Raw genomic sequence first — 26,161 nt, 5'->3', positions numbered from 1 at the left:
GGTAAATAACAGCCTTAAACCCCTTCCAGCGCGACACGGAAATCTTCGATGATGTCGGCGGGATCCTCGATTCCCACCGAGACCCGGACCAGTTCCTCGCTCACCCCCATGAGTGCCTTAACCTCGGGGGTATAGTCGGCGCAGATGGTGCTGGCGGGGTGGATCACCAGGGTCTTGGTGTCACCGATGTTGGCGAGGTTCTTGGCGAGCCTGAGCGCATTGATGGCCCGGAACGCCGCCGTCTTGTCGGCAAGGCCGAAGGTGAGCAGCCCGCCGAAGCGTCCGCCGAACTGGCGCGAGGCCACCTCGTGGAAGGGCGAATCGGGCAGGCCCGGGTAGTTGACCCAGGCGACCTTCGGGTGCGCCTGGAGAAATCTCGCCAGTTCGAGGGCGTTGGAGCAGTGGCGCTCCATCCTGAGAGCGAGCGTTTCCAGGCCCTCGCCGGAGAGGAACGCGTTCAGCGGCGCGGCGCATGCCCCGAAATCCTTGTGGATCAGCTTCCGTACCCGGGCCGTGAAAGCGAAGTTGCGGTACTTGCGGTGGAACTGCTCGAAGTGGGGGAACTTGTCGCTGCGCCAGTCGAAGCTTCCCGCGTCGATGATGGCGCCCCCGATGGAGTTGGCGGTGCCGTTTATATATTTGCTGGTGGAGTGGATGATGAGGTCGGCGCCCAGTTCCCGCATGCGGGCGAGGTAGGGCGTGGAGACGGTGGCATCGACCATGAGCGGGATGCCGTGTCGCCGGGCAATGGCCGAGAAGGCAGCGATGTCGGGGACGTCCATCTTGGGGTTGCCGATGGTTTCCACGAAGATGAGGCGCGTGGCCTCGTTGATGCCCGCTTCCAGGGCCTGCAGATCGGTGGGGTCGAAAAAGCGGGTCTTGATGCCGTAGTTGGCCAGCGTGTCGTGGAACAACGAGTAGGTGCCGCCGAAGAGGGAGGACGAGGAGAGGATCTCGTCGCCGCTTCTCACCGCGGCCATTACCGCGGTAGTGATGGCGGACATGCCGGAGGAGGTAATCACGGCGGCGATGCCGTTCTCTATCACCGCCAGCCGTTTCTCCAACCCCTCCAGGGTAGGGTTCCCGATCCTTGTGTAGACCTGGCCTACTGCGCGTCCTTTGAAGATGTCTTCCAGTTCTTCAGCGGTTTGGTAGGCGAAAGCCGAAGCCTGCACGATGGGGGCCTTGGTCGCGCCGGAAGGGCCGAGGGTGGTCCCGCCATGGATGAGTTTCGTGTCGAATTTTAGCTCCTGTCCCGCCTCTGCCACATCCCCTCCGTTCGCCGGTTCACGGCGGACCGGCGTATGCCGATTCTCATAGTGCAACAATAACTGCGGGGAGGGTAGTTTTTAAAAGTCCTTTTGTCAAGAAATAATTATCAATTGTCATAGTGGCAAGGTGTTGTTTCAGTCTGGCTCTGGTTGTCACAGAAAGGGGGGGAGCCGACACAGATGGCGCATCCTTTGTCAGCATCTTGTGCCGGCGTCGAGATCAAACAAAGAGACGGACTCTCGGCCGCTTACCTTGTGATCTCTACCCCGGGAGTGTTGAGGGAGTGGGTTGAATAAAGGCAATAATTGACACAGTCGTGCGACAATGTGGCGGCGTGGCAGCTGCACGTGGCGCTCCTTGTGATGGCCGTGCCGGCGGTCCCACAGGTGGATGAATTCACCCTGATTCTTCGTAAAACACATCGTATAGATCAAGTACCCGAATAAAATAGTTGACAATGTTGCAGGTTAAATATAAAAATTATCAAAACGCTGAGAGATTGCCGACAATTTCGCAGATGTTAAAGTTGGCGCAGCCAACGAAGGTCACCCACCCGAAAGGAGAACAACCACCATGTCCCGTATCTACCAAGATAACTCCCAATCCATTGGCAACACACCGTTGGTGCGGCTGAACCATGTGACCAAGGGGGCCAAGGCTACCGTCCTTGCCAAGGTCGAAGGGCGCAACCCCGCCTACTCGGTCAAGTGCCGTATCGGCGCCAACATGATCTGGGACGCCGAGGAACGTGGCGTGTTGAAACCCGGGGTCGAGATCGTCGAGCCGACCAGCGGCAACACCGGTATCGCGCTCGCCTACGTCGCCGCCGCACGCGGCTACAAGCTCACCCTCACCATGCCGGAGACCATGAGCATCGAGCGCCGCAGGGTGCTCGCCGCCCTGGGCGCCAACCTGATCCTCACCCCCGGCTCCGCAGGGATGAAGGGGGCGGTTGCGAAGGCCGAGGAGATTGCCGCTTCCGATCCCGCTCGTTACTTCCTGCCGCAGCAGTTCAAGAACCCCGCGAACCCTGCCATTCACGAGAAGACCACCGGTCCCGAGATCTGGGCTGATACCGACGGGGCCGTCGACGTCATCGTTTCCGGCGTGGGTACCGGCGGCACCATCTCCGGTATTTCGCGCTACTTGAAGCAGACCAAGGGCAAACCGGTCATCTCCGTCGCCGTCGAGCCCAAGGAGAGCCCGGTCATCACCCAGAAGCTGGCCGGCCAGGAGCTCAAGCCCGGTCCGCACAAGATCCAGGGCATCGGTGCCGGGTTCATTCCGGATACCCTTGACCTTTCCGTCATCGACCGCGTCGAGCAGGTCGACAGCAACGAGGCGCTCGAGTTTGCCAAGCGCCTGACCAAGGAGGAAGGCCTGCTGGTCGGCATCTCCAGCGGCGCCGCCGTGGCTGCCGCCGTCCGTCTCGCCAACCTCGACGAGTTTGCCGGCAAGACCATCGTGGTCATCCTCCCCGACCTCGCCGAGCGCTACCTCTCCACCGCGCTCTTCGAAGAAGCGTAACCGCCACAACCTCAAGTCTGTCCCTCGCCCCGGGTCCCCCCGGGGCTTTTTTTGTGAGCAGAAGGGACTGGCTCCGTCAGGTGCCTGTCCCTTTAGCGGAACGCTCCTTTCAGCTCAGCCACCTTTCCACGCACTCCTCCTCCGGCGAGCGACCGGGGATTGTTCACCTCTCGCCCCCTCTCCCTCCGGGAGAGGGCTGGGGTGAGGGCGCAGCAATCTGCGCTGACCCTGCCACCGACACTGAACTCTACTTCGTGGCGTCGCCCTCACCCGGCCTGCGGCCACCCTCTCCCGGAGGGCGAGGGTATGGTCGGCTTTGCTCTCGTTCCCAAGGTCCACCTTGGGAACGCAAAGCCTCTCCGAAGCTCCGACTTCCCTCGGATGCAAAGCTGGAGCTTTGCGCCATATGGGGTTCCCAAGCTGGAGCTTGGGAACCAGGAAAACTCTACTTCGTGGCGTCGCCCTCACCCGGCCTGCGACCATACCCTCTCCCGGAGGGCGAGGGTATGGTCGGCTTCGAGCCACCTTTTGCGAAGGGCAGGGGGGATCTGTTTCTAACTCATGTAATACGCAACTGTTGACAGTCACCCCTTGCACCCCTTACACTTGCGGCGCTTCATAGCGCAACACAACAGGGACAGAGATGATCGCTGACAGTACCCGCCATCCCGGCGCCAACGGACATATCTTCACCAAATCCTTCTTCGTCCTGTCTATCCTCTCCCTGGTCGGCATCTTCTTCACGGCGGTCCGTTTCACCAAGGGGATCGGAGCCGTCTCCAACCTGAGCGACGGCTACCCCTGGGGGATCTGGGTCGCCTACGACGTCGCCATCGGCACCGCCGTCTCCTGCGGCGGCTACACCGTCGCCCTGTTAAGCTACATCATCAACCGCGGCCGCTACCACACCCTGGTCAAATCCGCCATCCTCACCAGCCTGTTCGGCTCTTTCCTGGCAGCCTCCTCCATCGTGGTGGAAATAGGCCGCCCCTGGAACGCCCACGGACTCCTCTCCGCCACCAGTTGGCAGCCCAACTCCGCCTTCTTCGAGCTCGTGCTCTGCCTCTTCGGCTACCTGATCGCGCTGAGCCTGGAATACCTTCCCAACCTGCTTGCCTCCATGGGGCGCGGCACGCCCACCGCGCTGCGCACCCTGGCGCTGAACTGCCTTGTGCGCCGGGCACTGGTGGCCTGGCAGCCGGCAGGGGAGGGGAGCACTCCGGTCGCCTCGGCCCGGCTTGCCACCATCATCAACCGCACCCTGATCTGCTCCGCTGTGGCCGGCATCATCCTCCCGACCATGCACCAGTCCGCGCTCGGCTCGCTGATGCTGATCGCCTCGACCAAGCTGCATCCGCTCTGGCACAGCCCCTTTCTCCCCCTGCTGTTCCTGATCAACTGCATCTACTTCGGCTACGCCATCGTCATCTTCGTTTCCATACTGTCTTCGTTCGTCCTGGAGCGGGGCTTTTACAACGCGCAACTCGCCGCGGTCGGCCGGGTCATCCCCTGGCTCACCATGGCCTGGCTGGTGATCCGCATCGGCGACGTCATGCGCCGCGACCAGGTCCCCGCCGTCTTTCACGGCGATTTCTACTCCATCTTCTTCCTGGCCGAGTGTTTCCTGATGGGCATCGGTGCCATCCCCTTTTTCGGAGTCGGCACCAGGCACTCACCGCGCCGTCTCTTTCTCGCCGCGGTCGTCATGCTCCTTGGGGGAGGGCTGTACCGGTTCAACGTCTACCTGATCGGGTTCAACCCCGGCACTGGCTGGCATTACTTCCCTTCTTTCGCCGAAGTCATGATCGCAGTCGGCATCGTTTCCCTCGAAATACTTGCCTACCAGTTGCTGATCAAGCTTCTTCCTCCGCTTCCTGCACAACAGGCGCGCTATTGAGCATTGCTTTGGCCACTCTCTTTTGTTAACATGGCGCACGCATTTGCAAATCAACCGGTTGTGATGGTGGAAAGGGGGCTGTTGTTGAAAAAAGCCGGCTGTTTATTGGTGCTCTGTTCGTGCCTGCTCCTTTTGGTAGTGCCGGCCCAGGCCCAGAACGATCCCCATCACCAGGTGCACATCATCGAAGGACTGGTGGTGGGAGTCAGCGAAGGTGACCGTCTCACCGTCAACTCCTACGGCACCGAGATACCGGTCCGGCTCTACGGAATCGCTGCACCCCAAACCGCCAAGATCGACAGGTTCACCGGCTGGTACAAGCAGGGCCAACCCTACGCCGAGGACGCCTTCCGCGCCCTTTCCCTGAAGGTGCTGCACCAGGTGGTGCGCATCGAAATCCGCGAAACCCTGGTTTTCAAAACGGAACCCACCCAGGTTGCCGTTGCCGTGGTCTTCCTGGACGGGCGCAACATCAACCTGGAAATGGTCAACGACGGCTGGGCCTGGGCCTACCGCAGGCTGCTCAGCAGGGGTGACCACCCGCAGTACTTTGCCACCGAGCGTATGGCCCGCGCCAGGCGCAACGGCCTCTGGACCCAGGAGAACCCGCAGCCCCCCTGGGAGTTCAAGCCCCACCTCAAGGTAAAAGCAAAGCAGAACTAAAGGGGACTGGCTCCGCCAGGTGCCTGTCCCCTTTGCCGCTTGTGAAGCTGGCTGAGCTGACAGGGCGTTCCGCTATAGGGACAGGCACCTGACGGAGCCAGTCCCTCTCTGCGCCTTTGTTTACACATAAATAGAACCTTTCGCCCCTGCAGGAGGGGTAAGTCTCCCTTTCGTACCATCAAGCAGTGCAAGCTCCCTTTTCTCAAAGACTTGTCCCATCTTTACGCCGCCGGCGCCGCCCTCCAACTCTCCACTGTTACAAAGCAGGACATTTTTTCTGTTCCAAAAAGTTACATTTGTTAGGTATAGTGACACTGTTACCGGTTGGAGCAGCGCGGTGTTCCAAATCGGGGCGTCTCTTTTTGCAGATCGTAAAAAACCGTCTCATTGTTTTGTATTCAATGCTTACCGGCATTCTTCATTAGAGATGCTGCCATCCCGAGGCTGCTCGGGCCCGGTTTTGGTATCGATCTTGCCAGTGTATACGTTGTCAGCCGGCGCCACAGCGCAGGTGCAGAGCCCGCTTCAGGAGTCACAGCACTATGGAAATCAGCAAGTTCGTTGCACCCGAAATCATCTTCGGCCGGGGCTCCCTGAGCCAGATCGGCGAGAGCGTCGTGCGCCTGGGCGTGTCCAAGGTCTTCCTGGTCAGCGACGACGACGTCATCTCGGCCGGGTGGGTCGACACCGCGGTGGATTACCTTCGTGCCGCCGGGCTGGACACGGTCATTTTCTCCAGCCTCACCACCAATCCTAAGGACTGCGAGGTCACCGAGGGGGCGGCCAAGTACCTTGCCTCCGGCTGCGACGGCATCGTCTCGGTCGGCGGGGGGAGCCCCACCGACGTCGCCAAGGCCATCGCCACCATCGCCTCCAACGGCGGGCGCCTCAAGGACTACGAGGGGATCAACAAGATCTCGACGCCGCTTCCCCCCATGGTCATCGTCCCTTCGACGGCGGGGGCGGGGTCCGAGGTGAGCCAGTTCACCATCATCGTGGACACCGACCGCAAGCTGAAGATGTCCATCATCTCGCGCTCCCTCATCCCGGACATCGCCATCGTCGACCCGGAACTCTTGAAGACCAAGGACGCCAAGCTCGCCGCCGCCACCGGGGTTGACGCGCTCACCCACGGTATCGAGTCCTACGTGTCGCTGGCCGCCACGCCGCTCACCGACATTCACGCCCTCAAGGCGATCTCGCTCATCTCCCGCAACCTGAGAAGGGCCGTTGCCGAGAGAAGCGACATGGAAGCCAACACCAACATGGCCATGGCGAGCCTCACCGCGGGCCTCGCCTTCTCCAACGCCATCCTCGGCGCCGCCCACGCCATGACCCACCAGGTCGACGGACTGCTCGATCAGCACCACGGCGAGACCAACGCCTCCATCCTGCCGCACGTGATGCGCTTCAACCTGCAGGCGTGCCCGGAGCGCTTCCGCGACATCGCCGTCGCCATGGGGGAGGATGTCGCCGGGCTGGAGCTTGTGGCCGCCGCCGAGCGTTCCATTGAGGCGGTGCAGCGTCTCATCGAGGACATCGGGCTCGCCAAGGGGCTCTCGGAGCTGGGGCTCAAGGAGGAGTTCATCCCGCTATTGAGCGAGAACGCCACCAAGGACGCCTGCCTGGTCACCAACCCGCGCTACGCAACCCGCGAGCAGATCGAGCAGATCTACCGCAACGCCATGTAGGCCTGGGGCCGCAAAGGAAGTGCCGTGAAAAACAGGGGTAAACTCCTCGAACAGTTGACCGGCGTCGACTCCTCGAAGCTCAACTACTACGTCGAGCTCAAAAAGAGGAACCAGGACGTGCTGAAACAAAACAGCCGCCTGGAGATCCTGCAGCAGCTGACCCGAGACATCAACATCGACATGTCCATCGGCGACATCATCGAGAGGGCGTTCCGCAAACTCCCTGAGGCGCTCCCCTGCGACTTCCTGGCGCTGGCCAAGCTCACCGAGGGGAAGCTCAAGCTGATCGCCGTGGCCCCGCGCGACTTCACCGATCTCGGCTACATCCCCAAGCAGTCCATCCTCTGGAATGCCTTCCGGGACAAGGGCGCCACCAGCTACAACCCGATGCTGGACCCGCTCTGCCTGGCCCAGGTGACCAAAAAGCACGTCGAGCCGCTGCGCTCCCTCGCTGCCGCTCCCCTGTTCGAGCGCTCTTCCGTGACCGGGCTTTTGCTCCTGGGGAGCACCATCGACGCGGCCTACGCCCGTGCCGAACTGAACTTCGCGCAGCACCTGGCCGACCAGCTCGCCATCAGCATGCAGAACGCGCGGCTGTACAAGCAGGTCTCCCGCGCCAAGAAGGAGTGGGAAGCCACCTTCCGCGCCGTGACCGATCCCATCTTCCTGATCGACACCGACTACAACGTGCTGCTGCACAACGGCCAGCTCCCCCCGGGCATGAGCAACGCCTTCAACCAGGCCATCAGCAACAAGTGCTTCGCCAAGCTGAGGGGCGGCACCGAGCCCTGCCAGAACTGCCCCATCCAGGAGATCAAGGAGACCGGCAAGCCGGTGTTCCAGCAGTGGAACACCCCGGAGGGGGAATTCCTGGAACTTTCCTACTACCCGGTCTTCAACGAGGAGAAGCAGCTCGCCGCGGTCACCATCATCATGAAGGACGTGACCAAGAAGCTGAAGATGGAGGCGCAGCTGGTGCAGTCGGCCAAGATGGTGGCGCTGGGCGTCATGGCGGCCGGCGTCGCCCACGAACTGAACAGCCCCATGACCGTGATCATCGGCACCGCCCAGATGCTCGCCCGCGACCTGCAGGGGGAGGAGGATTCCGAGCACGTCGAGGCGCTCTCCGACATCATCAACTGCGGTCTGCGCTGCAAGCGCATCATCCAGAACCTGCTCACCTTCTCGCGCCAGGACCAGGCCCCGTTCTCGCCGGTGGACCTCAACGCCGAAGCGGAGCGGGTGCTGGACATGATCCAGTACCAGATCAACCGCAGCCAGATAGCGATCTTCGAGCACTTCGACCGGGACCTCCCCAAGATCAGCGCCAACGGTCCCCAAATCCAGCAGGTGCTGACCAACTTCCTGATCAACGCCCGGGATGCGCTCACCGAGGTGGACGGCAAGGAGAAGGTGATCGAGGTCGCCACCTCGCTACGGCTCGACGGCAAACAGCGCTGGGCGGTCTTGAGCGTCAGTGACAACGGCATCGGCATAGCGCCCGAGAACGTCTCCAAGATCTTCACACCGTTTTACACCAGCAAGGAAGCCAGCAAGGGGACCGGACTCGGTCTCTCGGTCAGCCTGGGCATCGCCGAATCGCACCACGGCAACATCGAGGTGGAGAGCACCTTGGGGCAGGGGAGCCGTTTCAGTCTCGTACTGCCGGTAGATGAAAGCAACGACGAATAGTTGGGAGCAGGCCGTGACAGAATCTCAAATGCAAATCCTGATAATCGATGACGAGAGGGACGTGTGCACCTTCTTCCGCCGCCTTTTGACCCGCAAGGGGTACCAGGTGGTCACCGCCGCCAACGAGCCCGAGGCCCTGGCGGCGCTGGAAGCGGGGCGCTTCAGCGTCGCCCTGGTGGACCTGAAGCTCCCCGATACGGACGGCATCACGCTCCTTGAGATCATCAAGACGAGGCAGCCCTCCTGCGAGGTGATCATCATGACCGGGTACTCGACGGTCAAGACCGCGGTCACCGCCATGCAGCTGGGGGCCTACGAGTACCTGGAAAAGCCCTTCGACGACATCGACCAGATCGAGCTGATGATCGAGCGCGCCGCCGGTGCGGGCCTCGTGCGCGGCCGGGGGCTTGCCGCCGCCGACGAGTGGGCCGAGGTGGCCCAGGGGGTCGGTTTCCGGGTTGGTGTCTCTCCGCCGATGAAGCGCATGGTCTCCCTGGCCTACAAGGTGGCCGGCAAGGACATCTCGGTGCTGATCCAGGGCAAGACCGGCACCGGCAAGGAGGTGCTGGCGCGTTTCATCCATGCCGCCTCCGCCCGGGCCGGTCAGCCCTTCATCCCGGTCAACTGCGGCGCGCTGCCCGAGAACCTCTTGGAGAGCGAGCTCTTCGGTCACGAAAAGGGCGCCTTCACCGGCGCCAACCAGACCCGGCGCGGCATCTTCGAACTGGCCAACAACGGGACGCTGCTCCTGGACGAGATCGGCGACGCCACCCCGCAGATCCAGGTGAAGCTGTTGCGGGTGCTGGAGACCGGCGAGTTCATGAGGGTAGGGGGGGAGCGTCCCATCAAGACCGACGTCAGGGTGATCGCCGCCACCAACGTCGACCTGGAGCAGGCCATCAGGGAGAAGACCTTCCGCGAGGACCTCTTTTACCGGCTCAACGTGGTGCGCCTGGAGATCCCGTCCCTTGCCGAGCGTCACGAGGACATACCGCTATTGGCGGAGCACTTCGTGCAGCAGTTGAACCGGGATCTCCGGCTCGCCCCGGGCACCGTGCGCCTTTTGCAGGGATACTCCTGGCCCGGCAACATCCGCGAGCTCGCCAACGTGATGCGGCGCGCCGTGGTGATCTGTAACGGCGACACCATCCTCCCCGAGCACCTCGGGGGCACCTTCCTGGCCGGGCCTTCCGCCCCGGTGCGTTCGGCAGCCCAACCGGCGCTGCGTTCCGCCGAGCCGGAGTCATTTCATGCCGGCGGCGACCTCGTCGAGCAATGTCGCAGCTGCGAGTGTCTGGACCGGCTCGGGGCCGACGAACTGACCGGGATGCTCACCTCTCTGCGCCAGGCCCAGTCCAATCTGCTCGCGGTGATGCGCAGGAAGAAGATCGTACCGCCGCTGCACGCCCTCAAGGACTCCGAAGCCGAGACCATCAAGGAAGCGCTGAGCCAGTACGACGGCAACATCACCGAAGCCGCCAAGGCCCTCGGCATCGCGCGCAATACTCTCTATAGGAAGATGAAGGAGTTGGAACTGCCCGGGCGGTAGTATTTTCCTCTCTGGGAGCCCCCTCCCTGTCCCCTCCCCCTCCGGGGGAGGGGACGCCCGTGCTTCTTCCCTCCACGCTTCCGTCCTCGCTCCTCGTCCTCGCTCCTCGTCCACGCTCCTCCCCCCGGAGGGGGGAGGTTGGGGGGGCTGCACACGCCATTGCAAACACCCCCTACTTTTTGGTAATAGATAAAAGCTCGCCTGCCGCGTCCGCTGCAGCGAATTCTTTTCCAAGGGAGCTTGTCTTGCAGGCAAACCATCTGAAACGCTTCGACTCACTTGCCGGCCCGCTCCTGGTCCGGCTCCTCCCGCGCCGGAACAAGCCGGCGACGGCCACGGCGCCCGCTTCAGCCCTCATCATCCGCCCCGGCGGCATCGGCGACGCAATTCTTCTCATCCCCGCATTGCGCGCGCTGCAGGCCGCCTACCCTGCGTGCCGCATCGACGTCCTCGCCGAGCACAGAAACGCCGCCGCCTTCGATTTCTGTCCCGGGCTCCACGCCGTGCACCGCTACGACGAGCCGGGCGAGTTGCGCGCGGTCCTTAAGAACCGCTACGACCTGGTCATTGACACCGAACAGTGGTACCGGCTTTCCGCGCTGGTGGCCCGCCTGGTGCGCGCAGGCCGCTCCATCGGCTTCGCCACCAACGAGCGCAAGCGCCTCTTCAGCGATGCCGTTCCCTACGATCTGAAAGAGTACGAACCCTTTTCCTTCCTCCGGCTGCTGGCCCCCCTGGGCATCGAGGCGCCGGCCGACCTCGCCGTCCCGTTCCTGGAACTGCCGGCCGCAGCGCGGGAGCGCGCCACACAACTGCTGGCTCGACTGGGGGGGCGTCCCTTCGTCGCCATCTTCCCCGGCGCCAGCGTGCCGCGCAAAGAGTGGGGGGGCGTGAAATTCCGGCAGTTGGCTGCCTCCCTGGTGCTTGCCGGCTGCGCCGTGGTGGTACTCGGCGGTAAAGCGGACGAAGATGTTGCCGACGCCATTTGCCGTGCCACCGGAGGCGTCAACCTGGCAGGGGTGACCACTTTGGCCGAGAGCGCGGCGATTATCGAGGCAGCCATGGCTCTCGTTACCGGCGATTCCGGTTTGCTGCACATAGCGGCCGGGGTAGGGACGGCAACGGTTTCTCTGTTCGGGCCGAGCGACCCCGCCAAGTGGGCTCCCAAAGGGGAGCGCCATCGCGTTTTCGCCTCGACGCTTCCCTGTGCTTCCTGCGCCAAGTGGGGCACCATCCCGCCCTGCACGCACGAAGGTGGCTGCATCGACGCCGATCCGGTCCAGGTGTCAAAGACGCTACTTCAGCTGCTTACGGAGCTGTTCGACGGCTAGGCGATTTCTCCAATGAGAAAAATTCATTTGGCTGAAATAAAAGCCTTGACTTTGAAATGGCAAATTGGTACAAAGTCCGAGTTCCACGAAGCAGCAACAAAAACAGGCGCGTAGCTCAGGGGTAGAGCACTAGCTCGACACGCTAGGGGTCGGCGGTTCGAAACCGCCCGCGCCTACCAATCAAAAGAGACCTTCAGTACGAGGTTCGACGGAGGCATCGAGTTTCGATGCCTCTTTCTGTTTTGCCACCAGTTTTTCAAAAAAGGGGTCTTGCATGAACGAGATTAAGGTCACGCTTCCGGACGGTTCCCAAAGGCCCTTGCCTGCAGGCTCCTCCATCTTCGATCTGGCCGCTTCCATCGGAGCGGGTCTCGCCAAGGCTGCCATCGCCGGCAAAATCGACGGCAACCTGGTCGATCTCAACACCAAGCTCGCCGACGGCGCCAAGGTGGAGATCATCACCGAGAAGAGCCCCGAGGCCCTCGAGATCATCAGGCACTCCACCTCGCACCTCATGGCGCAGGCGGTCAAGGCGCTGTTCCCGCAGGCCAAGGTGACCATCGGCCCCGCCATCGAAACCGGTTTCTACTACGACTTCGACGTCGATCATCCTTTCACCCCGGAAGACCTCGAGAAGATCGAGGCCAAGATGCGCGAGCTGGCCAAGGCTGATCTCAAGATCGAGCGTTCCGAGCTCTCCAGCGCCGAGGCCATCGAGCTGTTCAAGAAGATGGGCGAGGACTACAAGGTCGAGCTGATCGAGGACCTGGGCGCCGACCATGTCTCCCTGTACACCCAGGGCGACTTCGCCGACCTCTGCCGCGGTCCGCACCTCCCCAAGACCTCCTACTGCAAGGCGTTCAAGCTCACCTCCATCGCCGGCGCCTATTGGCGCGGCGACGAGAAGCGCGCCATGCTGCAGCGCGTCTACGGCACCGCCTTCGCCGACAAGAAGGAGCTGGACGCGTACCTGGAGCGCATCGAGGAAGCCAAGAAGCGCGACCACAGGAAGCTCGGCAAGGAGCTCGATCTCTTCTCCTTCAACGACGAGGTCGGCGCGGGCCTGGTGATCTGGCACCCGAAAGGGGCCATGCTGCGCACCATCCTCGAGGACTTCGAGCGTAAAGAGCACTTGAAGCGCGGCTACGACATCGTGCTTGGTCCGCAGATCCTGAAGACCGAGCTCTGGCAGCGTTCCGGCCACTACGAGAACTACCGCGAGAACATGTACTTCACCACGGTGGACGAGCAGGGCTACGGCGTCAAGCCGATGAACTGTCTGGCCCACATGATGATCTACCGCTCGCAGCTCCGTTCCTACCGCGACCTGCCGCTGCGCTACTTCGAGTTGGGCACGGTGCACCGCCACGAGCGGGCAGGTGTTCTGCACGGCCTGTTGCGCGTGCGCGGCTTCACCCAGGACGACGCGCACATCCTGTGCACCCCGGACCAGCTCGACGCCGAGATCAAGGGCGTCATCCAGTTCGTCACCGAGGTGATGGGGATCTTCGGCTTCGAGTTCGAGATGGAGCTTTCCACTCGTCCCGAGAAGTCGATCGGCTCCGACGACGCCTGGGAGCTTGCCACCAGCGCCCTCTTGAACGCGCTCAAGGACTCCGGCCGCCCCTACGAGATCAACGAAGGCGACGGCGCCTTCTACGGCCCCAAGATAGACATCAAGCTGCGCGACGCACTTGACAGAAGATGGCAATGTGCTACTATCCAGTGCGATTTTACCCTCCCGGAGCGTTTCGACCTCACCTACGTGGACGCGGACGGTGAGAAAAAGCGCCCCGTCATGGTGCACAGGGTCATCCTGGGCGCCATCGAGCGCTTCATCGGTGTCCTCATCGAGCACTTCGCCGGAAACTTCCCGACTTGGCTGGCGCCGGTTCAGGCGACCGTTCTCACGGTTACCGACAACCAGATCCCTTACGCACAGGCTGCCTTCGACAAGCTGCGCGCGGCGGGCGTCAGGGTACAGAAAGATTTCAGAAACGAGAAGCTGGGCTTCAAGATCCGCGAGGCGCAGCTGCAGAAGATACCGTACATGCTGGTGGTGGGTGACAAGGAGGTCGAAGGCGGCCTGCTGGCTCCGCGCTTCCGCGACGGAAAGAACCTCGATGCGATGACCCCCGAACAGTTCATCGCGTTCATAGAAAACGAAGTTAAAACCTACAAATAGGAGGTGGCGTCATAGCTAAACCTACAGTCAACATCAATCAGACAATCAGGGCCAAAGAGGTGAGGGTAGTAGGTGCCGAAAGTGAGCAGCTTGGTATTCTTCCGCTTCGCGAGGCTCTGGCGTTGGCTGAGAGCCAGCAACTGGATCTGGTAGAGGTTTCGCCGACAGCCGTCCCCCCTGTCTGCCGTATCATGGATTACGGCAAGTTCAAATACCAGCAGGCCAAGAAGCAGGCCGAGGCGAAGAAGAAACAGGTACAGGTCGAGCTCAAAGAGGTTAAGCTTCGTCCCAAGACCGACACGCACGACCTCGAATTCAAGGTGAAGCACGTACGCCGCTTCCTCGAAGAAGGGAACAAAGCGAAGATCACCGTCGTTTTCCGCGGGCGCGAAATCACGCACCAGGAACTCGGCATGGCCGCATTGGAAAAAGTTGCTGCCGAGCTGGCCGATATCGGCATAGTTGAGGTTCGGCAGAAGATGGAAGGGCGCAGCATGTTCATGATCGTCGCCCCGAAAGTAAAAAAATAAACACCACCAACAAAGGAGTAGTAAAACAATGCCTAAAATGAAGACCCATAGGGGCGCCGCCAAGCGTTTCAGCAAGACCGGCACAGGCAAAATCAAGATGGCTCACGCCTTCACCAGCCACATCCTGACCTCCAAGACCAGGAAGACCAAGCGCAACCTCCGCAAGAGCGGTATCGTCGCAGCTTCCGACCACAAGAACATCTGCTGCCTCATCCCCTACAAGTAAGCAGGGTTGAAAAGCAGGGACTAGGGTCTGGTGACTAGGGGCTGGTAAAACCTGGAAACCGGGAACTGGAACCGGAGACATAAAAACTTATGACCAGGGTGCGTGCTGCAGCGGTGCCGGCAAGCTGTGATTCTGCCAGCCCCAGCCCCCAGCCCCGGTTTGCCGAAGTCCGAGAACCGTGAGGAAACGTCTCCCCTTGCGGATCCGGCTAATTTAAAAACCAGAAGGAGTTCGTATGCCAAGAGTAAAGCGCGGTTTTAAAGCGAGACAGAGAAGAAACAAGGTATTGAAGCTTGCCAAGGGTTACCGCGGCGCAAGGAGCAAATTGTTCAGGAGCGCCACCGAAGCGGTGGATCGCGCACTGAACTACGCGTTCAGGGACAGAAGGGTGAAAAAGAGGGACTTCAGGGCTCTCTGGATCACCAGGATCAACGCTGCGGCAAGGATCAACGGCCTCTCCTACAGCAAGCTGATCCACGGTCTCAAGCTCGCCAACGTAGAGATCGACAGGAAAGTGATGGCCGACCTGGCCGTTTCCGATCCCAAGGGTTTCGCAGCTATCGCGGCAGCAGCCAAAGCAAAATTTTAATACATACCGCGGGCATAAAAAGAAATGGGATAGCGATGTCCCATTTCTTTTTTTTATCCGCAATAGGGCGATTGCAATGAAGGAACAACTGGAAGCACTTTTACAAGAGGCACTTGCCGAGCTTGCCCAGGCCTCCACGGAAGAGGGGCTGCAGGAGCTGCGGGTCAAGTACCTGGGCAAGAAGGGCGCCGTCACCGGCGTCATGAAAGGGCTGGGCGCCCTCTCTCCCGAGGAGCGTCCCCTGGTGGGCCAGGTGGTGAACACCGTCAAGGCGAAGCTCGAGGAGACACTCGACGCCCGCGGCGCCGAGATCCGCGCCGCCGTCAAGGCGCAGCGCCTCGCCGCCGAGAAGATCGATGTGACGCTGCCGGGGCGCAAACGCCCGCTGGGCTCCAAGCACCCGATCACCCTGGTGACCGAGGAGATCTGCTCCATCTTCGCAGCGCTCGGTTTCGCCGTCGCCGAAGGTCCCGAGGTCGAGCTCGACTTCTACAACTTCGAGGCGCTGAACCTCCCCAAGGATCACCCCGCGCGCGACATGCAGGACACCTTCTACTTCGGCGAGAGCGTGCTGCTTCGTACCCACACCTCGCCGGTGCAGATCCGCACCATGCTGAAGCAGCCGCCGCCGGTGCGCATCATCGCCCCCGGCACCGTGTACCGCTGCGATTCCGACGCCACCCACTCGCCCATGTTCCACCAGATCGAGGGGCTCATGGTCGACAAGGGGATCACCTTCGCCGACCTGAAGGGGATCCTGACCCTGTTCATCAGCCAGCTCTTCGGCAAGGACATCGGCGTCAGGCTGCGTCCTTCCTTCTTCCCCTTCACCGAGCCCTCCGCCGAGGTCGACATTGCCTGCGTCATCTGCCGCGGCAAGGGGTGCCGGGTCTGCAAGGAAACCGGCTGGCTCGAGATCCTGGGTTCCGGCATGGTCGATCCCGAGGTCTACCGCCACGTCGGTTACGACTCCGAGCAGTACACCGGGTTCGCCTTCGGTATGGGGATCGAGAGGATAGCGATGTTGAAGTACGGCATCGCCGACATGCGGCTGCTCTTCGAGAACGATCTCAGGTTCCTGAAGCAGTTCTAAAATCAAAGTCTAAAGCTCGCACACGGATACAGCCTAAAACGCCACGGATAGAGACGGATCAAGCTTTACATACAACGTTTCGTTTGATCTGAAGTTTTCCGTAAGATATCCGTTGAATCCGTGTGCGAAGCCTTTGACTCTCAAATGGATGGCAAAGACATGATAGTTACCTACAACTGGCTCAAGGAATTCGTCGACTGCGACCTCCCCCCCGCGGAGCTCTCCCACCTGCTCACCATGCTCGGCCTCGAGGTGGAGCGCATGGAAGAAGTGGGCGGCGGCATGGACGACGTGGTGGTGGCCCAGGTGGTGGAGAAGAACCAGCACCCCAACGCCGACAAGCTCTCCCTGTGCAAGGTGGACAACGGCAAGGAGATCCTCGACGTGGTCTGCGGCGCGCAGAACTTCAAGGCCGGCGACAAGGTCGCCCTGGCCCAGATCGGCGCGACGCTTCCCGGCGACTTCAAAATCAAGCGCTCCAAGATCCGCGGTGAAGAGTCCTGCGGCATGCTCTGCTCGGAGAAGGAACTGGCCCTCTCCACCGAGTCCTCCGGCATCATGATCCTCCCCGAGGAGTTCCAGGTCGGCACGCCGCTCTTCGACGCGCTGGGCACCAAGGACGTCATCTTCGAGATCGGTCTCACCCCCAACCGCGCCGACTGCCTGAGCGTGGTGGGTATCGCCCGCGAGGTCGCCGCCAAGCTGGGCAAGAAGGTGCACTACCCGGGCCTGGAGGTGAACGAGACCGGCGCTCCCATCGCTGACATCGCCAGCGTCGAGATCCTCGCCCCCGAGCTTTGCCCGCGCTACACCGCGCGCCACATCACCGGCTGCACCCTGGCGGATTCCCCCGCCTGGCTCGCCAACCGGCTCATGGCCGCCGGCATCCGCGCCATCAACAACATCGTCGACGTGACCAACTACGTGCTGCTCGAGTACGGGCACCCGCTGCACGCCTTCGACTTCAAACTCCTCGCCGGCGGCAAGATCGTGGTCGCCGCGGCGGGCGATGGCGAGAAGTTCGGCACCCTGGACGGGCAGGAGCGCGAGCTCACCGCCACCGATCTCACCATCCGCGACGGGGAAAAGGCCGTGGCACTGGCCGGCATCATGGGTGGCGGCAACTCCGAGATAGGGGAGGGAACCACCGAGGTGCTCCTGGAGAGCGCCTACTTCAATCCCTCCGCGATCCGCAAGACCTCCAAGCGCCTGGGCATCCACACCGAGTCCTCGCACCGCTTCGAGCGCGGCGCCGACATCGCCGGACTTACCCGCGCCCTGGACCGTGCCGCGCAGTTGATCGCCGAGCTTTCCGGCGGCAAGGTGGCCAAGGGCGTCATTGACGTCTACCCGGCGCCGGTCGAGCCGCGGGTGATCAGCGCGCGTCTGTCCCGCATCAACGCCGTTTCCGGCCTCGAGCTTTCCGCCGACGAGGTCGAGGACATCTTCCGCCGCCTCGAGTTCGACGTGGCCCAGACAGCTCCGGGCGTATTCCAGGTCAAGGTGCCGCTGTTCAGGGTCGACCTGGAGCGCGAGATCGACCTGGTCGAGGAAGTGGTGCGCCTGAACGGTTTCGACAAGGTGCCGGCGACCCTGCCGCAGGCCTCCGTCTTCTCCGATCTCCCCTCCGACGCCCAGAGGCTCGCCGCCAGGGTCAAAGACCTCCTGGTCGCCCACGGGCTCAACGAGGTGATCAACTACAGCTTCGTGGCCCCGTCCTCCTGCGAGAAGATCCTGCTGCCCGGGGAGGACCTGCGCAGCAACGGCATGGTGCTCCTGAACCCGATCTCCGACGAGCTCTCGGTGATGCGCACCACCATGCTCCCGGGGCTTTTGGACACGGCGGTGAAGAACATCAGCTTCCGCACCCTCAACCTGCGCATCTTCGAGATGCGTCGCATCTACCTTCCGGTGGAAGGGGAGGATCTGCCGCAGGAGCCGCTCTACGTTTCCGCGCTTCTCACCGGCAGGCGCGACCCGGAAGGGTGGAACCAGGGCAAGGACGAGATCGACTTCTTCGACGTGAAAGGGATCGCCGAGAACCTGCTCTCCGAGCTGAACGTCGGCGGCGTGAACTTCAGCACCGAGGAACTCGACCCGTACTACCATCCCGGCAAGGCCTGCCGCATCCTCAGCGGCAGGAAAGTGCTGGGCTCGCTGGGCGAGTTGCACCCGACCGTACAGGAGAATTACGGCATCGCGACCCCCCTGTACTACCTCGAACTGAACTTCGAGGCGCTCCTTGCCTGCCGCAAGAAGCAGGGTGCGGCCCAGGTGCCGTCCCGTTTCCCCTCCACCTTCCGGGACATCGCCATGCTGCTCCCCAGGGAACTGCCGGTTGCCGACGTGATTTCCTGCGTCAACGGCGTCAAGGCGCCCGAACTGGAAGGGGTGGAAATCTTCGACCTGTACATGGGCGGTAACATCGCGTCTCATGAAAAGAGTGTCGCTATTCGCGTGCGCTACGGTTCCAAGGAAAGGACCCTGACCGACGACGAAGTCACCCGTCTGCACCAGAGGGTAATCGATGCACTGCAGAAAAAATTAAATGTTTCGTTCAGATAAAAACGGTTGCGAAATCGAAAACGCTATGGTATTAGATTAAGCCGCTGTTGAGAACACACTGAAATGCTTCACCTGTTGAGGGGATTATGACCAAAGCGGACATCGTAGAAAAAATTTATGAGAAGGTCGGTTTCTCCAAGAAAGAATCCGCCGAACTCGTTGAGACGGTCTTCGACCTGATTAAGTCCACTCTTGAAGAAGGCGACAAAATCAAGATTGCCGGCTTCGGCAACTTCGTAGTGAAAGAGAAGTCCGATCGTCGTGGCAGGAACCCGCAGACCGGCGAGGAGATCACCATCGTAGCGCGTAAGATCCTCACCTTCAAGCCGAGCCAGGTTCTCAAGAGCGCGATCAACAGCCAATAACGATGATTACCGGGATCCCGGACAAGCATTACCTGAGGATCGGCGAGGTTTCCGCAGCGACGGGACTCCCCACCTCGGTGTTGCGCTTCTGGGAGACCGAGTTTTCCTCGCTGGCACCAAAGAAGAGCAGCAGCGGCCAAAGGCTCTATACCAGGCAGGATGTGGAGCTGGTCGCAAAGATTAAAGAACTTCTCTACGTTGAAAAGCTCACCATCGAGGGAGCGAGGCAGCGTCTGGAAGGGAAGAAAAAGTACCGAAAAACCGACCTTTCCGGCGAGGCGCTCGCAGCGCTTCTTCACGACGTGAAGCTGGAACTGACCAGTTTGAGGGATCAGTTGTAATTATCAGGTTTAATCGGTGCGTAGCGCAGCCTGGTAGCGCACTAGACTGGGGGTCTAGTGGTCGCTGGTTCGAATCCAGTCGCACCGACCATTTCAATCAGCCGCTTGGGATACTTCCTGAGCGGCTGATTCAGTTTTCAGCCTGCAAATGTGGTATCTTTTGGGGGACTGGCTCCGCCAGGCACCTGTCCCCTTTGAGACTGAGGGGGACTGGCTCCGCCAGGTGCCTGTCCCCTTTAACCCAATCCCTTAAACATAGGGGGCTCTCCTCCTGATGCCCGATCGAACCGCACAACTCATCGCCTGCCACGACTGTGACCTGTTGCAGCGCGACATACAGTTGAATCCCGGCTGCTATGCCAGTTGTCCGCGCTGCGGCGCCGTCTTGTACCGCAACGCCACCGACAGCGTCGATCGTACCCTCGCCTATACCCTGGCCGCGGCCATGGTTTTCCTCGGCGCCAACGTGTTCCCCATCTTCAGCATCGAGGTGCAGGGGGACCGCAGCGCCATCACTCTGTTCGAGGCCGTCCTGTCCCTGTGGGACCAGGAGATGAGGACCATCTCGCTGCTGGTGTTCCTGACCGCTATGGTCGCCCCCGCGGTAGAGCTCCTCTCGCTCACCTATCTCCTCTTGCCGCTCAAGCTGGGCAAGGTGCCGCCGAGCTACCCGCTGTTCATGCGCGTGCTGCAGTTCATCGAGCCCTGGTGCATGGTGGAGGTGCTCATGCTGGGGGTGCTGGTCTCGCTGGTGAAGCTGACCAACAACTTCCGGGTCATCCCCGGCATGGCGCTTTGGTCCTTCGCTGTTTTAACCCTGCTGCTGGCCGCCGCGGCGGCATCGTTCAACGCCCGCGACGTCTGGGCGCAGCTGGATGCCGCCTGGCAAGGGCAGGGCGAGCCGTGACCTCGCCGGTTCCCATCGCGGCGGCGCGGGGGCTGTGCTCCTGCCACGTCTGCCAATTCGTGTCGCGCCGCGCCCAAGGGGCGCAGGTAGCCCACTGCCCGCGCTGCGGCGCCAGGCTCCATTTCCGCAAGCCGGGGAGCGTACAGCGCTGCTGGGCGCTGGTGATCGCCTCGTACATCCTCTACATCCCGGCCAACGCCCTGGTGATGATGGAGACCGGCTCCCTGATCAGCTACCGCAAGGACACCATCGTCAGCGGCGTGGTGCACCTGTGGAAGACGGGCTCCTGGATGATCGCGGTCATCGTGTTCATAGCGAGCGTCGCCATTCCGCTGCTGAAACTGTTTTCGCTCACCCTGCTGCTCATTTCCGTGCAGCGGCGCTCGACCTGGAACCCGCGCCAGCGCACCCGGCTGTACCGGCTGGTGGAGGCGGTGGGGCGCTGGTCCATGCTCGATATCTACGTGGTAACCCTGCTGGCCGCGCTGGTGCAACTTGGTTCCATGGCCACGGTGAAGGCCGGGCCCGCCGCGGTGGCCTTCGGTGCGGTGGTGGTGCTCACCATGTTCGCCACCATGGAGTTCGACCCGCGCCTGATCTGGGACCCGCTGCAGAAAGAGGAGTTTCATGACTGACAGACAAGACGAGATGCAGGACGTACCGGATGCCGTCAGCGAGCCCAGGCGCCGCTTTTCGGTCCAGCTGGTCTGGATCATCCCCATCGTGGCCGCCATCATCGGGCTATCCATCGCCGCCAAGGCCTGGTTCGACCGCGGCGAGACCATCACCATCTCCTTCAAGACCGGCGAGGGGCTGGAAGCGGGCAAGACCAAGCTGAGGTACAAGGACGTCATGATCGGCGAGGTGAAATCGATCGCCATCTCCAACGACCGCTCCCACGTCGTGGTCACCGCCGAGGTCTCCAAGGACGCCAAGGGGCTCATGGTCAAGGACACCCGCTTCTGGGTGGTGCGTGCCCGCATTTCCGGCGGCAACGTCACCGGTTTGACCACGCTTCTGGGCGGCTCCTACATCGGCGTCGAGGCGGGTGCCTCCACCGAGCCGCGCGACCAGTTCGTGGGGCTCGAGTCCCCGCCGGCCGTTTCCATGGAAGTCCCGGGGCGGCAGTTCGTGCTGCACAGCGACGACGTCGGCTCACTCTACACCGGATCCCCGGTCTTCTTCAGGCGCATGCAGGTGGGGCAGGTCATCTCCACCGACCTCGACAGCGATGGCAAGGGGGTCTCGGTCCGGGTCTTCATCCGCTCCCCCTACGACCGCTTCGTCACCCCCAACACCTTCTTCTGGCACGCCAGCGGCGTCGACCTCACTGTCTCCCCGGGCGGGGTGAAGCTGAACACGGAATCGATGCTGGCCGTTCTTCTGGGCGGCATCTCCTTCGAACAGCGTCCCAACGCACCCGAAGCGCAGCCGGCGCCTGCCAATACCGCCTACACCCTCTACGACACCCACGACGAGGCCCTGAAGAACTCGGTGGTCTCCCAGAAGTTTGCGCTCCTGTTCCGGGAGTCGGTGCGGGGACTGGCGGTCGGTGCGCCGGTCGACCTGCGCGGGGTCACCGTGGGCGAGGTGAGCAGCATCGACGTGACCCTCGATCGCTCCCGCTCCGACTTCTCGGTCTCGGTGCTGATCGATTTCTATCCGGAGCACCTGCTCGCCCACCTGCGTCAGGGCAAGGATGGTATGCTTCCGCTGACCGGCGGCGGGGAAACCCGGAACCTCCTCGACGACCTGGTGGCGCGCGGCTTCCGGGCCCAGATCAAGAGCGGCAGCCTCTTGACCGGTCAGCTCTACGTCGCCCTCGATTTCGTCCCCGGCGCGCGTCCCGCCAAGATCGACTGGAACGCAGCGCCTCCGCGCTTCCCGACCGTACCCGGTTCCATGGAAAAGCTGCAGAAGAACCTGACCGAGATCGTCCAGAAGATCGAGAAGCTGCCGCTGGAAAAACTGGCCGGCGACGCCGGGCGCACCATGCGCTCCCTGGACGACACGTTGAAGAGCGCGGACCAGCTGCTGAAGAACATGGACCGCTCCCTGGTGCCCGAGGCCAAATCGGTGCTGACCGACGCCAGGACCACGCTGGAGGACGTCAGGAAGACCCTGACCGAGGCCAGGGGGACCCTGGGCGGGGCCAGCCAGGTCCTCTCCGCCGACGCGCCGGTGCAGGTCGACCTGCGCGACACCATGCGCGAGGTGTCCCGTGCGGCCCAGTCGCTGCGCGTGCTCGGGGATTACCTCGAACAGCACCCCGAAGCGCTGATACGCGGCAAAAAGGAGGAAAAGTAACCATGCGCAGGACAACAGTCGCCCTGGCCATCATCGCCGCCTTGCTGCTTGCCTCCGCCTGCAGCAGGTCGCCGCGCGTCACCTTTTACACCCTTACCCCGCTGACCGCAGCAGGCGCCGTGCAGCACAATTTCTCCAGCGCCGTCGCCGTCGGCCCGGTCACCATCCCCGAACTGGTCAACCGGCCGCAACTGGTGGTGCGGCAGGCGCCCAACCGCGTCGCCGTGCTGGAATCGCACCGCTGGGCCGAGCCCTTGAAAAACGAGCTGCCGCACCTTTTGGCCCAGGATCTCGGGCCGCTGCTCGGCTCGAGCCGCGTCTTCGCCTACGACCAGGTCTCCGCCGCAGCGGCGCAGTACCGCGTGCTGGTGGATATCGTGCGCCTGGAAACCGTGCCCGGCGAGAGCGTCACCGTGGAGGCGGGGTGGGTGGTGCGCGGCCCGGGTAATGCAAGAAGGGAAGGGCGGGCCGAGATCCGGGAGAAGGTCAACGGTTCCGATTACGAGGCCGTTGCCGCCGCCTTCAGCCGTGCCCTGGCCGGTTTGAGCGCACAGATCGCCAAGACCTTAACCGCTCCCCACTGATTTCCACTTTGTCCCTTCAATCTTGTTCCCTCTCCCTCCGGGAGAGGGTGCCCGCAGGGCGGGTGAGGGCGGGGGGGAGGGGACTGGCTCCGCCAGGTGCCTGTCCCCTTATGCCTGCAGGGGGGAGTGTGAAAAGGGGACAGGCACCTGCGGAGCCAGTCCCCCCTTATGCTGAGACGTTGCCGGCACTGAGCCGGAAGGAGGCAGTATGCTGGTCCTGGCAGGAGACGTGGGTGGAACTTCGACGCGGCTGGCCTATTTCGAGGCGGACGCCGCCGGACTCACCGTGTTGTCCCAGGCGCAGTACAAAAGCACGGCGCACGGCAGCCTCGCCGAGATACTGCGCCACTTTTCCCAGCAGCACGGCATCGCCGCCGAGCGGGCCTGCCTCGGCATCGCCGGTCCCGTCATCGGGGGGCGCGTCCACACCCCCAATCTTCCCTGGACCATCGACAGCGCCGATCTCGCCGGAACTTTGGGGCTCTCCGATGTCCATCTGATCAACGACCTGGAAGCGAACACCTACGGCATCGCTGCGCTGAAACAGGACGATCTCTTCACCCTCAACCCCGGCACCCCTAAACCCGACGGCACCATCGCCGTCGTTTCCGCCGGGACCGGGCTGGGCGAGTCGCTGGCCTACTGGGACGGCGACACCCACCGTCCGCTCCCTTCCGAAGCGGGGCACGCCGATTTCGCCGCCCGCAACGACCTGGAAGCCGAGCTGCTGCTGTACCTGCAGGGCAAGCACGGACGGGTAAGTTACGAGCGCGTCCTGTCCGGCCCCGGCCTGCACGACATCTACCGCTTCCTGCGCGACCGGCGCTACTTCGACGAGCAGCCCGCTATCGCCGAAGCAATAGGTAACCAGGATCCCCCTGCGGTTATCACCCGTGCCGCCCTGAAAGGAAGTTGCCCCATGTGCATCAAGGCGGTGGACCTGTTCATCGGCGTGTACGGCGCCGAGGCAGGCAACGCGGCGCTCAGGTTCCTCGCCACCGGCGGGGTCTACCTTGGGGGCGGCATCGCCCCGAAGATACTGGATCTGCTCAAGGGCGCCACCTTCATGGTCGCCTTTACCGCCAAGGGAAGGCTGAGCCCGCTGGTACAGTCGATCCCGGTGCACGTCATTCTCAACGAGGATACCGCTCTTCTTGGTGCCGGTCGGGCAGCGTTTTACGCCCGTTGATCTTTTTGCTGCGGTTATCTTCGCACAAGATTCTTCTGCTACATCCCGTCTTGCATTGTTTACTTCCGCTACCTTTCAGATCGTAACTAAAGGCATCAGGCCCTCGATAGTCGTTCTTTGCTTGCTTTCAATGATCCTTATTCCAGAAATTCCGCAGTTAAGCTGAACATTATTTGTATTTTATTATTGACAATATTTTTGGCTCTGCTATTAATCACTCAATCATATCACCGAGGAGGATGATTAATGGCGACATTGGTAGAAATAGCGGCACAACTCGTCTCATCGCACGCCTCCAGCACGCCGATGACTTCGGACGAGCTTCTTGCAGAAATAGCCAAAGTACACGCAGCACTGAAAAACCTCGAAGCCGGCCAGGCGATCGAAGGAGTAGAAGAGACACGTCCTTCAGTTTCAGTCAAGGAGGCGTTCAAGAAGAATGAGGTGGTGTGCCTCATTTGTGGCAAGGGGGGCTTCAAGACCCTGGCCCGCCACCTGAGCACAGCCCACCAGATGAAACCGGGGGCCTACAAGAAACAGTACGGCATCTCCAGCAAGCAGGCCCTCTCTGCCAAAAGCTACTCCGAGGCGCGTCGCAAGATGGCCCAGGATCGCGGCCTCGCCGACAACCTTGCCAAGGCCCGCGAGGTCCGCATGGCCAACATCGAGGCCAAGAAAGAGGGCGTCGCCAAGCCTGCCAAGGCCGCCAAGGCCGCAAAACCGGCCAAGGCGCCGGCCAATACGACGGCGAAGGCACCTGCAGCTGCCAAGGCCGCCAAAGCGCCCAAGGCTGCCAAGGCACCGAAGGCTGCTCCCAAGGCAGCCGCTCCCAAGGCCAAGAAGTAAGGCGACCCGCACCTGTATCAAAAACAGCACCTCCAGCCGGGGTGCTGTTTTTCGTTTGGTTCTCCCGGACAGCTGTTGAATGCACACCGTGCAATAACTGGTATAGTTGTACCTTCGTAAAAAACACTACAGGAGGATTACTGAACTATGAGCAGACTTTTGATTGTTGCATTGGTAGCGCTTTTTGCTTTACCGGCCTATGGCGCCGATGAGAAGAAAGCAGACGAGCAGAAAACCTTCTACGCCATCGGGCAGGTCATGGCCCGTCAGCTTGCTGTCTTCGACATGTCGAAAGACGAGATCGACCAGGTGCTGAAGGGGGTAAAGGACGGCGTCGAAAGCAAGACCCCGAACTTCGACGTGGAGCCGTACAAGGCGAAGATCCAGAACCTGGCCCTTTCGCGCCGCAACGCGCAGGGTGAGAAACTGGCAGCGAAAACCAAGGAGTTCGTCGAAAAGGCCGCCAAGGAGAAGGATGCCGTCAAGACCCCCTCCGGCCTCCTCTACAAGTCTCTGAAGGAAGGGACCGGCGCCAGCCCGACTGCCACCGACAAGGTGAAGGTCAACTATCGCGGTACCCTCGTCGACGGCAAGGAATTCGACAGTTCCTACACCTCCGGCCGTCCCGTCGAGTTCGGGCTGAACCAGGTAATCAAGTGCTGGACCGAAGGGCTGCAGAAGATGAAGGTGGGCGGCAAGGCCCAGCTCATCTGCCCTCCTGATCTGGCCTACGGCGAGCGCGGCTCCGGGCTCATCCCCGCCAACGCGACACTGGTATTCGAGGTCGAATTGCTCGATATCGTGAAGTAGCT

The 26,161-nt window shown here is 61.9% G+C and carries 23 protein-coding genes and 2 tRNA genes; 24 read left to right on the top strand and 1 reads right to left on the bottom strand.

All coding sequences use genetic code 11. The annotated features are described in order from the left end of the window. Positions 1-14 precede the first annotated feature (14 nt). Positions 15-1,268, bottom strand: a complete 1,254-nt coding sequence (locus tag H7687_RS10260; protein ID WP_183346978.1) for an O-acetylhomoserine aminocarboxypropyltransferase/cysteine synthase family protein — start codon at positions 1,266-1,268, stop codon at positions 15-17. A gap of 577 nt (positions 1,269-1,845) precedes the next feature. On the opposite strand from H7687_RS10260, the gene cysK reads away from it, so the two are divergent. The 24 genes from cysK (at position 1,846) to bamJ (ending at position 26,159) form a co-directional block, all read left to right on the top strand. Continuing rightward, a complete protein-coding gene (gene cysK / locus H7687_RS10255; protein ID WP_183346977.1) occupies positions 1,846-2,799 on the top strand; it encodes a cysteine synthase A in 954 nt (317 codons plus the stop codon). A gap of 643 nt (positions 2,800-3,442) precedes the next feature. Further along, the gene (hybB, locus tag H7687_RS10250; protein ID WP_183346976.1) at positions 3,443-4,696 is read left to right on the top strand and encodes a Ni/Fe-hydrogenase cytochrome b subunit; all 1,254 of its coding nucleotides are present in this window, start codon (positions 3,443-3,445) and stop codon (positions 4,694-4,696) included. Between the two features lie 84 nt (positions 4,697-4,780). Then, positions 4,781-5,359 carry a thermonuclease family protein gene (locus tag H7687_RS10245; RefSeq protein ID WP_183346975.1) on the top strand — a complete coding sequence of 193 codons (579 nt, stop codon included), beginning with the start codon at positions 4,781-4,783 and terminating at the stop codon, positions 5,357-5,359. Positions 5,360-5,901: 542 nt separating this feature from the next. Then, a complete protein-coding gene (locus H7687_RS10240; RefSeq protein ID WP_183346974.1) occupies positions 5,902-7,050 on the top strand; it encodes an iron-containing alcohol dehydrogenase in 1,149 nt (382 codons plus the stop codon). Between the two features lie 24 nt (positions 7,051-7,074). Further along, positions 7,075-8,742, top strand: a complete 1,668-nt coding sequence (locus tag H7687_RS10235; RefSeq protein WP_183346973.1) for an ATP-binding protein — start codon at positions 7,075-7,077, stop codon at positions 8,740-8,742. Between the two features lie 28 nt (positions 8,743-8,770). Further along, positions 8,771-10,291 (top strand): sigma-54-dependent transcriptional regulator, encoded by a 1,521-nt coding sequence (locus H7687_RS10230; protein ID WP_246404777.1) that lies wholly within the window; start codon positions 8,771-8,773, stop codon positions 10,289-10,291. Positions 10,292-10,536: 245 nt separating this feature from the next. Further along, entirely contained in the window at positions 10,537-11,622 is a 1,086-nt protein-coding gene (locus H7687_RS10225; protein WP_183346971.1) for a glycosyltransferase family 9 protein, read from the top strand. A 104-nt stretch (positions 11,623-11,726) separates the two neighbouring features. Further along, positions 11,727-11,801, top strand: a tRNA-Val gene (locus H7687_RS10220). A gap of 95 nt (positions 11,802-11,896) precedes the next feature. After that, positions 11,897-13,807, top strand: a complete 1,911-nt coding sequence (gene thrS, locus H7687_RS10215) for a threonine--tRNA ligase (RefSeq protein ID WP_183346970.1) — start codon at positions 11,897-11,899, stop codon at positions 13,805-13,807. 11 nt (positions 13,808-13,818) lie between these two features. Continuing rightward, positions 13,819-14,337 (top strand): translation initiation factor IF-3, encoded by a 519-nt coding sequence (infC, locus tag H7687_RS10210; RefSeq protein ID WP_183347648.1) that lies wholly within the window; start codon positions 13,819-13,821, stop codon positions 14,335-14,337. Positions 14,338-14,365: 28 nt separating this feature from the next. Next, positions 14,366-14,563: a 50S ribosomal protein L35 gene (gene rpmI / locus H7687_RS10205; protein ID WP_129128247.1), complete on the top strand. Its 198-nt coding sequence runs from the start codon at positions 14,366-14,368 to the stop codon at positions 14,561-14,563. A 235-nt stretch (positions 14,564-14,798) separates the two neighbouring features. Continuing rightward, positions 14,799-15,152, top strand: coding sequence for a 50S ribosomal protein L20 (gene rplT / locus H7687_RS10200; protein WP_015720525.1), 354 nt, complete (start codon positions 14,799-14,801; stop codon positions 15,150-15,152). A gap of 76 nt (positions 15,153-15,228) precedes the next feature. After that, positions 15,229-16,245, top strand: coding sequence for a phenylalanine--tRNA ligase subunit alpha (gene pheS / locus H7687_RS10195; RefSeq protein WP_183346969.1), 1,017 nt, complete (start codon positions 15,229-15,231; stop codon positions 16,243-16,245). 159 nt (positions 16,246-16,404) lie between these two features. Next, on the top strand, positions 16,405-18,810 hold the full coding sequence (gene pheT, locus H7687_RS10190) for a phenylalanine--tRNA ligase subunit beta (protein WP_183346968.1): 2,406 nt from the start codon (positions 16,405-16,407) through the stop codon (positions 18,808-18,810). A gap of 86 nt (positions 18,811-18,896) precedes the next feature. After that, entirely contained in the window at positions 18,897-19,175 is a 279-nt protein-coding gene (locus H7687_RS10185) for an integration host factor subunit alpha (RefSeq protein ID WP_183346967.1), read from the top strand. A 2-nt stretch (positions 19,176-19,177) separates the two neighbouring features. Beyond that, complete coding sequence (locus H7687_RS10180) at positions 19,178-19,516, top strand: MerR family transcriptional regulator (RefSeq protein WP_183346966.1); 339 nt, start codon at positions 19,178-19,180, stop codon at positions 19,514-19,516. A 14-nt stretch (positions 19,517-19,530) separates the two neighbouring features. Then, a tRNA-Pro gene (locus tag H7687_RS10175) sits at positions 19,531-19,607 on the top strand. Positions 19,608-19,790: 183 nt separating this feature from the next. Next, a complete protein-coding gene (locus H7687_RS10170; RefSeq protein ID WP_183346965.1) occupies positions 19,791-20,423 on the top strand; it encodes a paraquat-inducible protein A in 633 nt (210 codons plus the stop codon). Further along, on the top strand, positions 20,420-21,058 hold the full coding sequence (locus H7687_RS10165) for a paraquat-inducible protein A (RefSeq protein WP_183346964.1): 639 nt from the start codon (positions 20,420-20,422) through the stop codon (positions 21,056-21,058). The genes H7687_RS10170 and H7687_RS10165 overlap by 4 nt, the downstream gene beginning before the upstream one ends. After that, positions 21,051-22,730 carry a PqiB family protein gene (locus tag H7687_RS10160; protein WP_183346963.1) on the top strand — a complete coding sequence of 560 codons (1,680 nt, stop codon included), beginning with the start codon at positions 21,051-21,053 and terminating at the stop codon, positions 22,728-22,730. The genes H7687_RS10165 and H7687_RS10160 overlap by 8 nt, the downstream gene beginning before the upstream one ends. A 2-nt stretch (positions 22,731-22,732) precedes the next feature. After that, positions 22,733-23,314, top strand: a complete 582-nt coding sequence (locus tag H7687_RS10155) for a PqiC family protein (RefSeq protein WP_183346962.1) — start codon at positions 22,733-22,735, stop codon at positions 23,312-23,314. 208 nt (positions 23,315-23,522) lie between these two features. Continuing rightward, positions 23,523-24,503: a glucokinase gene (gene glk / locus H7687_RS10150; RefSeq protein ID WP_183346961.1), complete on the top strand. Its 981-nt coding sequence runs from the start codon at positions 23,523-23,525 to the stop codon at positions 24,501-24,503. A 246-nt stretch (positions 24,504-24,749) separates the two neighbouring features. Further along, the gene (locus H7687_RS10145) at positions 24,750-25,349 is read left to right on the top strand and encodes a Ros/MucR family transcriptional regulator (protein WP_183346960.1); all 600 of its coding nucleotides are present in this window, start codon (positions 24,750-24,752) and stop codon (positions 25,347-25,349) included. A 147-nt stretch (positions 25,350-25,496) separates the two neighbouring features. Next, the gene (bamJ, locus tag H7687_RS10140; RefSeq protein ID WP_183346959.1) at positions 25,497-26,159 is read left to right on the top strand and encodes a BamJ family beta-barrel-assembly machinery protein; all 663 of its coding nucleotides are present in this window, start codon (positions 25,497-25,499) and stop codon (positions 26,157-26,159) included. Positions 26,160-26,161: the final 2 nt, after the last annotated feature.

It is taken from the genome of Geomonas paludis (assembly GCF_014193585.1).
Classification (GTDB): domain Bacteria; phylum Desulfobacterota; class Desulfuromonadia; order Geobacterales; family Geobacteraceae; genus Geomonas; species Geomonas paludis.
The sequence above is the reverse complement of the archived record's forward strand: the minus strand, read 5'-3'. Positions and strand labels throughout refer to the sequence as shown.

Coding starts and splice junctions, on each gene's coding strand:
- cysK (WP_183346977.1), top strand. CDS start 1,846: ATGTCCCGTATCTACCAAGATAACTCCCAATCCATTGGCAACACACCG.
- hybB (WP_183346976.1), top strand. CDS start 3,443: ATGATCGCTGACAGTACCCGCCATCCCGGCGCCAACGGACATATCTTC.
- H7687_RS10240 (WP_183346974.1), top strand. CDS start 5,902: ATGGAAATCAGCAAGTTCGTTGCACCCGAAATCATCTTCGGCCGGGGC.
- H7687_RS10230 (WP_246404777.1), top strand. CDS start 8,771: ATGCAAATCCTGATAATCGATGACGAGAGGGACGTGTGCACCTTCTTC.
- thrS (WP_183346970.1), top strand. CDS start 11,897: ATGAACGAGATTAAGGTCACGCTTCCGGACGGTTCCCAAAGGCCCTTG.
- rpmI (WP_129128247.1), top strand. CDS start 14,366: ATGCCTAAAATGAAGACCCATAGGGGCGCCGCCAAGCGTTTCAGCAAG.
- rplT (WP_015720525.1), top strand. CDS start 14,799: ATGCCAAGAGTAAAGCGCGGTTTTAAAGCGAGACAGAGAAGAAACAAG.
- pheS (WP_183346969.1), top strand. CDS start 15,229: ATGAAGGAACAACTGGAAGCACTTTTACAAGAGGCACTTGCCGAGCTT.
- pheT (WP_183346968.1), top strand. CDS start 16,405: ATGATAGTTACCTACAACTGGCTCAAGGAATTCGTCGACTGCGACCTC.
- H7687_RS10185 (WP_183346967.1), top strand. CDS start 18,897: ATGACCAAAGCGGACATCGTAGAAAAAATTTATGAGAAGGTCGGTTTC.
- H7687_RS10180 (WP_183346966.1), top strand. CDS start 19,178: ATGATTACCGGGATCCCGGACAAGCATTACCTGAGGATCGGCGAGGTT.
- H7687_RS10170 (WP_183346965.1), top strand. CDS start 19,791: ATGCCCGATCGAACCGCACAACTCATCGCCTGCCACGACTGTGACCTG.
- H7687_RS10160 (WP_183346963.1), top strand. CDS start 21,051: ATGACTGACAGACAAGACGAGATGCAGGACGTACCGGATGCCGTCAGC.
- H7687_RS10155 (WP_183346962.1), top strand. CDS start 22,733: ATGCGCAGGACAACAGTCGCCCTGGCCATCATCGCCGCCTTGCTGCTT.
- glk (WP_183346961.1), top strand. CDS start 23,523: ATGCTGGTCCTGGCAGGAGACGTGGGTGGAACTTCGACGCGGCTGGCC.
- H7687_RS10145 (WP_183346960.1), top strand. CDS start 24,750: ATGGCGACATTGGTAGAAATAGCGGCACAACTCGTCTCATCGCACGCC.
- bamJ (WP_183346959.1), top strand. CDS start 25,497: ATGAGCAGACTTTTGATTGTTGCATTGGTAGCGCTTTTTGCTTTACCG.